This is a genomic window from Streptomyces albus subsp. albus (genome assembly GCF_000725885.1).
GTDB classification, from domain to species: domain Bacteria; phylum Actinomycetota; class Actinomycetes; order Streptomycetales; family Streptomycetaceae; genus Streptomyces; species Streptomyces albus.
In genome coordinates, this window is sequence record NZ_JODR01000001.1 from 312,238 (window position 1) to 324,518 (window position 12,281).

General features: G+C 72.1%; 9 protein-coding genes. 7 read left to right on the top strand and 2 right to left on the bottom strand.

Annotation, left to right across the window (positions count from 1 at the left end):
• Positions 1-6 precede the first annotated feature (6 nt).
• On the bottom strand, positions 7-2,553 hold the full coding sequence (locus tag IO40_RS0101300) for an ATP-binding SpoIIE family protein phosphatase (protein WP_031174674.1): 2,547 nt from the start codon (positions 2,551-2,553) through the stop codon (positions 7-9).
• Positions 2,554-2,671: 118 nt separating this feature from the next.
• On the opposite strand from IO40_RS0101300, the gene aspS reads away from it, so the two are divergent.
• From aspS to IO40_RS0101320, 4 genes are all read left to right on the top strand, one after another.
• Positions 2,672-4,450, top strand: a complete 1,779-nt coding sequence (aspS, locus tag IO40_RS0101305; RefSeq protein WP_031174675.1) for an aspartate--tRNA ligase — start codon at positions 2,672-2,674, stop codon at positions 4,448-4,450.
• 124 nt (positions 4,451-4,574) lie between these two features.
• Positions 4,575-5,162: a Uma2 family endonuclease gene (locus tag IO40_RS0101310; RefSeq protein WP_016471980.1), complete on the top strand. Its 588-nt coding sequence runs from the start codon at positions 4,575-4,577 to the stop codon at positions 5,160-5,162.
• 120 nt (positions 5,163-5,282) lie between these two features.
• On the top strand, positions 5,283-5,531 hold the full coding sequence (locus tag IO40_RS0101315) for a type II toxin-antitoxin system Phd/YefM family antitoxin (protein ID WP_030406616.1): 249 nt from the start codon (positions 5,283-5,285) through the stop codon (positions 5,529-5,531).
• Positions 5,531-5,785, top strand: a complete 255-nt coding sequence (locus tag IO40_RS0101320; protein WP_016471978.1) for a type II toxin-antitoxin system RelE family toxin — start codon at positions 5,531-5,533, stop codon at positions 5,783-5,785. The genes IO40_RS0101315 and IO40_RS0101320 overlap by 1 nt, the downstream gene beginning before the upstream one ends.
• A 152-nt stretch (positions 5,786-5,937) precedes the next feature.
• Here IO40_RS0101320 and metG read toward each other — a convergent pair whose 3' ends face one another.
• Complete coding sequence (gene metG, locus IO40_RS0101325) at positions 5,938-7,548, bottom strand: methionine--tRNA ligase (protein WP_016471977.1); 1,611 nt, start codon at positions 7,546-7,548, stop codon at positions 5,938-5,940.
• Between the two features lie 384 nt (positions 7,549-7,932).
• Here metG and IO40_RS0101330 point away from each other — a divergent pair, with 384 nt between their 5' ends.
• From IO40_RS0101330 to IO40_RS0101340, 3 genes are all read left to right on the top strand, one after another.
• Complete coding sequence (locus IO40_RS0101330) at positions 7,933-8,205, top strand: hypothetical protein (RefSeq protein WP_016471976.1); 273 nt, start codon at positions 7,933-7,935, stop codon at positions 8,203-8,205.
• Between the two features lie 227 nt (positions 8,206-8,432).
• Entirely contained in the window at positions 8,433-10,562 is a 2,130-nt protein-coding gene (locus IO40_RS0101335) for a PhoX family protein (RefSeq protein ID WP_031174676.1), read from the top strand.
• Between the two features lie 226 nt (positions 10,563-10,788).
• Positions 10,789-12,129: an NAD(P)/FAD-dependent oxidoreductase gene (locus IO40_RS0101340; protein WP_016471974.1), complete on the top strand. Its 1,341-nt coding sequence runs from the start codon at positions 10,789-10,791 to the stop codon at positions 12,127-12,129.
• Positions 12,130-12,281 lie beyond the last annotated feature (152 nt).

The following is a 12,281-nucleotide window of genomic DNA, read 5'->3' on the forward strand; positions in this document are numbered from 1 at the left end:
GACGGATCACGTCCCGTCGGCGGCCGACAGGTCCCAGGCGTCCCACTGGTCGAGGGACGGCTCGGCGCCCTCCTCCTCGGCGCCCTGCTCCCGCGCCGACGGATCCGCCTCGTGCATCTCGAACCAGATGCACTTCCCCTCGCCCTGGGGCTCCACGCCCCAGCGGTCGGCGAGCATGCCCAGCAGCATCAGACCGCGCCCGGACGAGGCCAGCTCCCCCGGGCTGCGGCGGTGCGGCAGCTCGTCGCTGGAGTCGGCGACATCGACCCGCAGGGTGCGCTGCCCGCCGTGCCGGGGCGTGCTGATCCGGGCGACGAGGACCGCGTCCCCGTCGGTGTGGACCAGCACGTTCGTCAGCATCTCGGAGAGCATCAGCACCGCGCCGTCCACCTGCTCGGGGTCGGCCCAGTCGTGCAGCAGGTCGCGCAGCTGGTGGCGGGCCGCGGCGATCCGGTCCGGCTGGGCCTGGGCGACCGTCATCACCGTGCGCCGGGCCGGGACGGGCCCGCCCTCGGCCGGGCCGCCGTCGGCGGTGGCCGTACGGGAGAGCAGGAGCAGCGCGACATCGTCCTCCCGCCGGTCGGTGAGCGGGCCGCCGCCGTGCCGGCCGCCCGCCCGCGCGTCGCCGTGCACGGCCGCGACGAGTGCGTCGGCCACCTCCTCCAGCCCCGGCTGTCCGGCGGACGGGGCACCGGCCGGGACCGCACCGGCCCGGACCCGCAGTCCCTCGATCACCTCGTTGATCCGCGCCCAGCCCGTGTCCTGGTCGTGGCCGCCGGCCTCGATCAGCCCGTCGGTGCACATCAGCAGCCGCTCGCCGGGCTCCAGCACGAGACGGGTGACGGGGTAGTCGGAGTCCGCCTCGACGCCCAGCGGCAGACCGCCGGCCGTGGGGCGGACCATCATCGGGCCGTCGGGCAGCTGCACCGCCGGGTCCGGGTGGCCGGCGCGGGCCACGTCGAGGACGCCGGTGGCGGGGTCCACCTCGACGTAGAGGCAGGTGGCGAAGCGCGGATCGGCGTACTCCGGCTCGTCGGCGGGGCCGCCCTCCGGTCCGGACCCGGGCGGGAAGGCGGCAGCCTCCTCGGCGGGGGCCGAGGGCGGCGGCGCGTGGAGGCGGTGGCCCGCGCTCATCCCGTGCAGGAAGCGGGAGGCGCGGGAGAGCACCGCGTCGGGGTGGTGCCCTTCGGAGGCGTAGGCGCGGACGGCGACCCGCAGCTGCCCCATGATCCCGGCGGCGCGCACGTCGTGGCCCTGCACGTCCCCGATGACCAGGGCGGTGCGGCCCGAGGGCAGCGGGATGACGTCGTACCAGTCGCCGCCGATCTGGAGGCCGCCGCCGCTGGGCACGTAGCGGGCGGCCAGGTCCATCCCGGGGACGGCGGGACTGCGCCCGGGGCCCATCGCGCGCTGGAGCCGGGCGGAGAGCTCCCGCTCGGACTCGCCCAGCATGGCCCGCGACAGCGACTGGGCCAGCATGCGGGCCACCGTGGTGAGGACCGCGCGCTCGTCGGGGGTGAAGGCGACCGGCCGGTCGAAGGCCGTCATCCAGGCGCCGATGGTGCGGCCCGCGACGGTCAGCGGCAGGAAGGCCCAGGCGGCGCGGCCCGGCTGGGTCTCGGCGGGGCGGGCGTCGGGGTAGCGGGCGCGGTACTCGTCGGCGCCCAGCAGATAGACGGGGCGGCCGGTGCGGACGGCCTCGGCCGCCGGGTCGTCGTCGGACAGCCGCAGCCGTGCGCCGCCGGTGGCGGGTCCGGCGCCGGGGGCGTGCGGGTGGCCGGGCGCCGCCGGGGCGCCGGGGGAGGCGCCGTAGACGGTCAGCTGGTCGCCGCTGACGCAGAAGACGGCGAGCGCGTCGGGGGAGAAGCCGGGCATGGCCAAGGAGGCGGCGACCCGCAGGACGTCGGCGGTGGTGTACGCCTCTGCCAGCGCCCGGCCGGCGTCCAGCAGGAACGCCTCCCGGTTGCGCCGCCAGTCCCATTCATCCGTGGTGGACCGGTTCTGCTGGGCCGCGGGCTGCCGGCCGGGGGCGGGGGCGCCGTGCGTGCCGGGGGACCGGCCGGTGCCGGTGGTGGTCCGGCCGCCGTTCGCGCCGTTGTCGTCCTGGGTGCCCGGCGCGTCCGGTGCCGGCACCTCGTAGACGAGCCCCGTCAGCCCGCAGGCGGCCTCCTGCTGTGCGGGGGCGGCGGGCCGGTGCGCGGGGCGGACGGCGACCCGTACCGTCCTGAGCACCGCCCCGGCGGCGTCCACGACCCGCAGCAGCGCCTCGGCGGTGGTCTCCTCGGCGAGGGCGAGGGTGACGATGCCCTGGAAGCCGACGTAGTCGACGGCGTGCAGATGGGAGCGGACGGCGCTGGCGGGCAGAGTGATGCGGGTGTCGGACGGGGCCCCCGCGGTGCCGGAGGCGTCCGGTGCGCCGGGCCTCTCGCCGGGCGGCGGAACGGCGGCTCCCAGCAGCTCGGCGGTGCGGCTGTCGAGCGTCACCAGGCCCGTGGTGGTGTCCCAGCTCCACAGACCGGCGCCCAGGGTCGCCAGGGCGTCTTCGGTGCGCATTGCACCACTTTATGCGGAGTGCGTCGGCTTCCGGAAACGGGGGCGAGGGAGGGTGGGGCAGGACGGTAGTCTGAGGGGGATTCCACTGTGACCCTTGAGCCGAAGACTTGGATGAATGATGCATCGGTACCGGTCCCACACCTGCGGCGAGCTTCGCGCCACGGACGTCGGCACTGACGTCCGGCTGAGCGGCTGGCTGCACAATCGCCGGAACCTTGGCGGCATCCTCTTCATCGATCTGCGCGACCACTACGGCATCGTCCAGCTCGTCGTCCGCGACGAGTCCAGCGAGATCAGCCGGAAGCTCGGCTCGCTGCCGAAGGAGACCGTGCTCCGCGTGGACGGCAAGGTCACCGCGCGCGGCGACGAGAACGTCAACCCGGAGCTGCCCACCGGCGAGATCGAGGTCGAGGTCTCGCAGGTGGAGGTGCTGGGCACCGCCGAGCAGATCCCCTTCACGATCAACGCCGAGGACGGGGTCAACGAGGAGCGCCGGCTGGAGTACCGCTTCCTCGACCTGCGCCGCGAGCGCATGCACCGCAACGTCATGCTGCGCTCGCAGGTGATCGCGAAGATCCGCGAGAAGATGGTGGCCCAGGGGTTCAACGAGCTGGCCACCCCGATCCTGTCGGCCACCTCGCCCGAGGGCGCCCGCGACTTCCTGGTGCCCTCCCGCCTGCACCCGGGCAGGTTCTACGCGCTGCCGCAGGCGCCGCAGCAGTTCAAGCAGCTGCTGATGATCGCCGGCTTCGACCGCTACTTCCAGATCGCGCCCTGCTTCCGCGACGAGGACGCCCGCGCCGACCGCTCGCCGGGCGAGTTCTACCAGCTCGACATGGAGATGAGCTTCGTCGAGCAGGAGGATGTCTTCTCCGTCATCGAGACGGTGATGACGGAGCTGTTCCAGGAGCTGGGCGAGGGCCGCGAGGTCACCTCCCCGTTCCCGCGGATCCCGTTCCGCGAGGCGATGGTCAAGTACGGCTCGGACAAGCCGGACCTGCGGGCCCGGCTGGAGCTGGTGGACGTCTCCGACATCTTCGCCGGCTCCGCCTTCAAGGCGTTCGCCGACAAGCACGTCCGGGCCCTCCCGGTGCCGGACACCGCCGCCCAGCCGCGGAAGTTCTTCGACTCGCTGGGCGACTACGCCGTCGAGCAGGGCGCCAAGGGCCTGGCGTGGGTGCGGGTCGGCGAGGACGGCTCGCTGAGCGGCCCCATCGCCAAGTTCCTCACGGACGACAACGTCAAGGCGCTGACCGACGCGCTCGGCCTCGCGCCCGGTCACGCGGTGTTCTTCGGCGCCGGCGAGTTCGACGAGGTCTCCAAGATCATGGGTGCGGTCCGGGTGGAGGCCGCCAAGCGGGCCGGACACTTCGAAGAGGGCGTCTTCCGCTTCTGCTGGATCGTCGACTTCCCGATGTTCGAGAAGGACGAGGAGACCGGCAGGATCGAGTTCTCGCACAACCCGTTCTCCATGCCGCAGGGCGGTCTGGAGGCGCTGCGCACCAAGGACCCGCTGGACATTCTGGCCTGGCAGTACGACATCGTCTGCAACGGCGTCGAGCTGTCCTCCGGCGCCATCCGGAACCACGAGCCGGAGATCATGTTCGAGGCGTTCGGCGTCGCGGGCTACTCGCGTGAGGACGTCGAGCGGGACTTCGGCGGCATGCTGCGGGCCTTCCGCTTCGGCGCCCCGCCGCACGGCGGTATCGCACCGGGCATCGACCGCATCGTGATGCTGCTGGCGGACGAGCCGAACATCCGCGAGACGATCGCCTTCCCGCTCAACAACAACGCCCTCGACCTGATGATGGGCGCCCCGAGCGAGGTCGACGAGGCCCGCCTGCGCGAGCTGCACCTCTCGGTGCGCAAGCCCCCGCAGGTCAAGCCCGCGCAGTAGCGCGCGGCACGCGCTGACACCCCACGGGCCCGGGCCCTCGCGAAGAGGGCCCGGGCCCGTGGGGTGCCCGCTACTGTGGACCCGTACCCGGCGCTGCCCCGCAGCCGAGTGGAGGCCAAAGATCATGTCCGTGCCCGCCCTGAGTCCCCGTCCCGGAAACCTGCGCGAGGTCGCGGAGGAGATCGAGAGGGCGACCGGCCTGCGCGTGGAGATCCTGGGAGGGAAGCTCGTGATGTCCCCGACCCCGCGCGGCAAGCACGCGGGAACGATCAGGCGGCTGCGGCATCAGCTCACGCCACAGCTACCGGACGGGACCGATCTGTACGAGGTCTCTTCCATCGCCATGCCAGGTGACCCGGAGGACTACTGCACCCCGGACCTCGTCGTTCTGCCCACCGAGTGGGACGAGGACGACGAATGGCTCGTCGACCCCGGTGATGTCGAGCTGGCCGTCGAGGTGATCTCCAAGTCGGAGAAGGCGAAGGCGGTCAGCGCGAAGAACGGCTGGTACGCGGCGGCGGGCGTGCGTGCGCTGCTCGTCCTCGACCCGCGCGGCGGGGACTGGGCGCTCTACACCCGTCCCCGGGACGGGGAATACCAGGGGACGCTTCGCGGTGAGTACGGCGACGAGCTGCCGCTTCCCGCGCCGTTCACCTGCCCCGTCGACACGGCGTGCCTGCCGGTGTACGGGGACGGTGCCCGGCCCGCGTAACGCGTGAGCCCCGCCCTCGCGGGCGGGGCTCGACCGCTCGACAGCCGCCGGGCGCGGTGAACGTTGCGCTGAGATGCGCAGGATTGACCACTAGATGCATGTTGAGACATCATGTGGCACATGACGGAGATCGCCATCAGTGCTGCTCGGTCCCAGCTCGGTGACCTCGTGCGACGCGCGGCGCACGGACGCGAGACCATTGCCCTCACCGATCACGGACACGTTGCCGCGTTGCTCGTGTCACCGCAGGTGATAGAGGACTTCGAAGACGCGCTGGCGCTGGCCGAATACGAGCGCCGAAAGGCTGAGGGGAAGCCGGAGAGTGGCACCTCTCATGAGGAAGTGGGAAGGATGCTGGGGCTCCGGTAGTGGCGTACGAAATCATCTGGCAGCCCCGGGCCACGAACGCGGCCGTCCGTTTTCTCCAGGAGGATCCCCAGGGCCTGGCCGCGGTGTACGAAGCGGTGGACGCACTCGGCGAGGATCCCCGCCCCCGGGGATCCTTCGCTTTCGGATCGACGGACATTCGCCGCCTGCACGTCGGCGATTACCGGGTTCTCTACGTGATCGAGGAGGCCGTCATCCGCATCATCGTCACCAGCCTCGGCCGGGTGCCCGGCTGAGTCGGTCGTGCCCCGTCCAGGACAAGGGTGGAGCTCCCCCGGGGAGGGGGAGCTCCACTCGGTCGGGTACGGGTGCCTCCTGCTGTCCCTTCCGCACGCGCACCCGGGCCTTTTTCCAGGTCCCGGGTCCGCGTTCTCGGGCGGCGCCCCGCCTACTTGTTCTCCTCCAGGCGGGGGAAGAGCGCCGCGCCCTTGGTGACCGTGGTGCCGGCGGGGAGCCTGCCCCACTCGCCGGCGTCCGCGATGCGCTGGTCCGCGAGGGCGCCCAGGGCCGGCTCGGCGCCGAGCATCTCCCACAGCTTGGCGCTGGACTCCGGCATCACCGCGTTCAGCAGGACCGCGCAGGCGCGCAGCGACTCGGCGGCCGTGTAGAGGATGGTGGCGAGACGGGCCTGCGCCTCGGCGCTGTCGTCCTTGGCCACCTTCCACGGCGCCTGCTCGGTCAGATAGCCGTTGACCTGCTTGATGAAGTCGAAGATCGCGGCGATGCCGCCCGCGAAGTCGAGCTGCTCACCGATCTTCTCGTCGGCGGAGCGGACGGCCGCGGCGAGCCCGTCGGCGATTGCCTGCTCGGCCTCACCGTGCGCGGTGGCCTCGGGCAGGGCGCCGTCGAAGTACTTGCCGACCATGGCGGCCACGCGGGAGGCGAGGTTGCCGTAGTCGTTGGCCAGCTCGCTGGTGTAGCGGGCGGAGAAGTCCTCCCAGGAGAAGGAGCCGTCCTGGCCGAAGGCGATGGCCCGCAGGAAGTACCAGCGGTAGGCGTCCACGCCGAAGTGGTCGGTCAGCTCGTGCGGGGAGATGCCCGTCAGATTGGACTTGGACATCTTCTCGCCGCCGACCATCAGCCAGCCGTTGGCGGCGATCCGCTTGGGCAGCGGCAGCCCGTTGGCCATCAGCATGGCGGGCCAGATCACCGCGTGGAAGCGGAGGATGTCCTTGCCGACCAGGTGCACGTCGGCGGGGAAGGTCTCCTCGAACTTCTGCTGGTCGGAGCCGTAGCCCACGGCGGTGGCGTAGTTGAGGAGGGCGTCCACCCACACGTAGATGACGTGCTTGTCGTCCCAGGGGATCTTGACGCCCCAGTCGAAGGTGGAGCGGGAGATCGACAGGTCCTCCAGGCCCTGGCGCACGAACTGCATGACCTCGTTGCGCGCGGACTCGGGCTGGATGAACTCCGGGTGCGCCTCGTAGTGCGCGAGCAGCTTCTCGCCGTAGGCGGAGAGCTTGAAGAAGTAGTTCTCCTCCTTGAGCATCTCCACGGGCTTCTTGTGGATGGGGCAGAGCTTGAGCCCTTCCCATTCGCCCTCGCCGTCGAGCAGCTCGCCGTAGGTCTTGTACTCCTCGCAGGGCACGCAGTACGGGCCCTCGTACCCGCCCTGGTAGATCTCGCCCCGGTCGTAGAGGTCCTGGACGAATTCCCGCACGCGGTCGGTGTGCCGCTTCTCGGTGGTGCGGATGAAGTCGTCGTTCGCGATCTGCAGGTGCTGCCAGAGGGGCTTCCAGGACTCCTCGACGAGCTTGTCGCACCACTCCTGCGGGCTGACCCCGTTGGCCTCCGCGGTGCGCATGATCTTCTGACCGTGCTCGTCCGTGCCGGTGAGGTACCACACCTTCTCGCCGCGCTGCCGGTGCCAGCGCGTGAGCACGTCGCCCGCGACGGTCGTATAGGCGTGGCCCAGGTGGGGAGCGTCGTTCACGTAGTAAATGGGGGTCGAGACGTAGTACGCCTTCGTCCCCTCCTGCTCTGATCCAGTGGCCGCCATACCCGAATCCTATCGGCCGCCGGCCACCCGTTTTCCCGGCGCGGGCATCCCCCGGGACGCCGTCCGCGTCCCAGGGGACGTCGAAGGGTGCACCAGTGGGAACGTCAAAGAGGGAACAATCTCTGTCACTCGCTGTGGGGGGTCGTTGCGGGGGAAGAACAACGGTCATCAAACGGCTACGCGTGTGCACGGGGACGGCGACAACGGCCAAATCCGTGCGTGACCCGGGCACGATGCGGCGTGCGGGGAGCGTTGGGCCGGTAACGGGGAGGCCGGTCGCGCCGGGTGTCGCCGCGCCGTCGCCTCACGCACCGTGAGTCGCCGGGTGCGATGTGTGCAATGTGACGAGAGTGCGACGCCAGTGACGGTGAAGGAGGTGGCGGTGTGGAGCCCGAAGGGCCCAACCCCGGCACGTGTTGCCGCTGCGATCTGCCGGTGATGCACCGGGCGCTGATCGCGATCATCGAGACGGGTTCCGGACCCGGCGGCAGCGCCTACGCGTGTCTGCCCTGCGCCCGCGACTACGCGAAGACCTCACTGGCCCCCGAGTGGATCGGCGAGACCATCGCGCACGCGGAGGCGATGCGGGTGGCCTGGGACGAGCAGGAGGAGCGGGGCGGGGAGGGCGCCGGCCCGGGGCGGCCCCTCCGGCTGTAGCACCGCAGCGCCCGGCGGGCCGGGCCCCGGGGGGGCGGAGGCCGGTGGGGACTGGGGGTGTCCGGTGCGAGGTGTGAAGTGGTGCGGGGGAGGCAGAGGTGTGCGGCGGGTGCCGCACGGGGTGGGTGTTCACCCGTGGTTCATTCCGGTGTCGCTCGACGGCGTACCCGTGGCCCTAGCGTCACGGCGGTGTACGGCGTACGAGTGCACAGACCGGAGGATGGACGATGCGCAAACCGCTGCCGCTGCTGACCACGCACCCGGGCGGCAGGTCCGCGATGACCTGCCGTTACCGCTGCGGCGACGCCTGTTTCCACGAGGTGCCCAACACCAGTGGGAACGAGTACGCCGGCGAGGTGATCGCCCGGGCACTGGCACGCCGCTCGGTCCTGCGGGCCGGCGCCGTGGTGGGGGCCGCGGCGGCCGGCGCCGCGCTGGCGTCCGGCCCGGGTGCGGCACCCGCCGCGGCGGCCGGGCGGGGCGGCGGACACGGCAAGCCGGACGGGCCCGGCAAGCACGGCAAGCCGGCCAAGGGCCTGCGGTTCACGCCGGTGGCGCCGAACACCGCCGACAAGGTGACCGTGCCCGAGGGGTACGGACAGAACGTCGTCATCCGCTGGGGAGAACCGATTCTGCGGGGCGCTCCCGACTTCGACCCCGAGCGGCAGAGCGCCAAGGCGCAGGCCGGCCAGTTCGGCTACAACAACGACTTCCTCACCCTCCTGCCGATCCGCCCCGGGCACCACGGGCGCGGCGGCCACCGCGAGCACGGCGCGGACCAACTGCTCGTCGCCAACCACGAGTACACCAACGAGGAGCTGATGTTCGCCGGGTACGACCCGGAGAACCCCACCCGCGAACAGGCCGAGATCGCCTGGGCGGCGCACGGCCTGTCCGTGGTGGCCGTCAGCGGGGAGCGCCGCACCGGTGCGCTGCGCGCCGTACCCCGGCACCCCCTCAACCGCCGGATAACCGCCACCACCCCGTTCGAGGTGACCGGCCCCGCCGCGGGCAGCGCACTGCTGCGCACCTCGGCGGACCCGCGCGGGCGCCGGGTGCTGGGCACCCTCAACAACTGCTCCGGCGGCACCACCCCGTGGGGGACGGTGCTGTCCGGCGAGGAGAACTTCAACCAGTACTTCGCCAACGCCGAGAAGGTGACCGACCCCGAGCGGGCCGCGACCCTCAAGCGGTACGGCGTCGGCGGCGGCGCCACCCAGCGGCGCTGGGAGCGGTTCGATTCCCGCTTCGACCTGACGAAGGAGCCCAACGAGGTCCACCGCTTCGGCTGGGTCATAGAGATCGACCCGTACGACCCCGACTCCACGCCGCGCAAGCACACCGCGCTGGGCCGCTTCAAGCACGAGGCGGCACAGCCCAGGCTCACCAGGGACGGCCGCGCCGTCGTCTACATGGGCGACGACGAGCGGTTCGACTACTTCTACAAGTTCGTCTCCGCCAAGCGGATGCGCCGCGGCACCAGCGCCGCCGACCGGCGCCACAACATGTCGCTGCTGGACGAGGGCACCCTCTACGTCGCCAAGCTGACCGGCGACAGCCCGGCCGGCGCGATCGACGGCACCGGCACGCTGCCCGAGGACGGCGAGCCCGAGGACGGCGAGTTCGACGGCACCGGCCGCTGGATACCGCTGGCCAGCGGCGACAGGTCGTTCGTCGAGGGGATGAGCGCCGAGGAGGTGTACGTCTTCACCCGGCTGGCCGCCGACAAGGCGGGCGCCACCAAGATGGACCGGCCCGAGGACATCGAGCCCTCCCCGCGCACCGGCCGGGTGTACGTGGCCCTCACCAACAACACCGACCGCGGCAAGCCCGGAAAGGCGGGGCCGGACGAGGCCAACCCGCGCCGGAACAACAAGCACGGGCAAGTGCTGGAGTTCGCCGAGCGCGGCGACGACCCCTCCTCGCTCCGCTTCGACTGGCGGCTGTTCCTGGTGTGCGGCGACCCCGAGGACCCCGGCACCTACTTCGGCGGCTTCCCCAAGGAGCAGGTCAGCCCGATCTCCTGCCCCGACAACGTCACCTTCGACTCCTACGGCAACCTGTGGCTGTCCACCGACGGCAACGCGCTGGGCACCCACGACGGACTGTTCGGGGTGGCCACCGCCGGGCCGCGCCGGGGCGAGGTGCGGCAGTTCCTGACCGTGCCGACCGGTGCGGAGACCTGCGGGCCGCTGGTGCAGGACCGCCGGGTGCTCGTCGCCGTCCAGCACCCGGGCGAGGTGGACGGCGCCTCCGTGGAGCGGCCCGCCTCCAGCTGGCCGGACGGGCCGGGCAGGTATGTGCGGCCGTCCGTGGTGGCCGTGTGGCCGAAGGACGGTTCCGACATCGGCAGGTGACCCGCCCCGGGCCTGGCCCCTGGTCCGCCCCGGGCCGGGCCCCTGGTCCGGTCCGGGTGACGCGGGGCCGTCCCGGCGTGGTGCCGGGGCGGCCCGGACGGTGCTGTGCCCCTCCGGCCGTGCGGTGGCGCAGGGCACGGGCCCGTGCGAGGGTGACCAGTGGGACGAAAGTGCGGAATCGGGCGTCCCGCCCTGCCAGGTCACGCCAACCACTGCGGGTGCAGCCATGGAGCGAACCAGAATTCTGATCGTCGGCGGCGGATTCGCCGGAGTCGAGTGCGCACGCGGACTGGAGCGCGGTCTGCGCCCCGAAGAGGCGGAGATCGCCCTCGTCACCCCCGCCAGCTACCAGCTCTACCTGCCGCTCCTCCCCCAGGTCGCCGCCGGCGTGCTCACCCCGCAGTCCGTGGCGCCCCCGCTGCGCCGGCTGCTGCACCGCACCTCGATCATCCCCGGCATGGTCATCGGCGTCGACATCCGCGACCGGCGCTGCGTCGTCCGCCTCATCAGCGGGGAGACCGAGACCTACGCCTACGACCACCTGGTCCTCACCCCCGGCAGCGTCACCCGCAGCTTCGACATCCCCGGCCTCGACCAGCAGGCCCGCGGCATGAAGACGCTCGCCGAGGCCGCCTACGTGCGCGACCACGTCATCGCCCAGCTCGACCTGGCCGCGGCCTGCACCAACGAGCAGGAGAAGGCCGAACGGCTCCAGTTCGTCGTCGTCGGCGGCGGCTACGCGGGCACCGAGACCGTCGCCTGCCTCCAGCGGCTCACCAACGCCGCCGCCAAGCGCTACCCGCGGCTCGACCCCGACCTCATCAAATGGCATCTGCTCGACATCGCGCCCAAACTCATGCCGGAACTCGGCGCCCGGCTGGGGCGGCGCGCCCAGCAGATCCTGCGCGAACGCGGCACCGACGTGTCGCTCGGCGTCTCCGTCGCCAAGGCCGAGGAGCGGCGGATCACCCTCACCGACAACCGCGTCCTGCCCTCCCGCACCCTCATCTGGACGGCCGGTGTGGCCGCCAGCCCGCTCATCGGCACCCTCGACGCCGAGACGATGAAGGGCCGGCTCGTCGTCAACGCAGACTTCACCGTCCCCGGCCGGCCCGGCCTGTACGCGCTGGGCGACGCCGCGGCCGTACCGGACCTCACCAAGGTCGGCGGCGCCGTCTGCCCGCCCACGGCCCAGCACGCCAGCCGCCAGGGCAAGCACATGGCGCGCAACCTCGTCGCCACCCTGCGCGGCGCGCCCATGACGCCCTACCGGCACAAGGACCTCGGCCTCGTCGTGGACCTGGGCGGCACGGACGCCGTCGCCCGCCCCTTCGGGTACGAGTTCTCCGGGCTCCCCGCCCAGATCATCGCCCGCGGCTACCACCTGATGGCGCTGCCCACCTTCACCGCCAAGGCCCGCACCGTCACCAACTGGAACCTCAACGCGCTGACCGGCGACGACTTCCTGCGCACCGGCTTCCTCTCCCGCCGCCCCGCCACCCTCCAGGACATGGAGGCCACGGACGCCTACCTCACCCAGGAACGCGCCCGCGAACTGACGGCCTGACCGGATGGGGATGGGGGCAGGCATGGGGCATGCCTGCCAGAGCGAGCGCCGGTACGAGCCGGGACGCCCGGCAAGCGGCGCAGCAGCAGGACGACGTCCGGGCGGCTGTACGGGCGAATGCTCCCGAATGGCCGCTCGTCGGTAGCGACAGG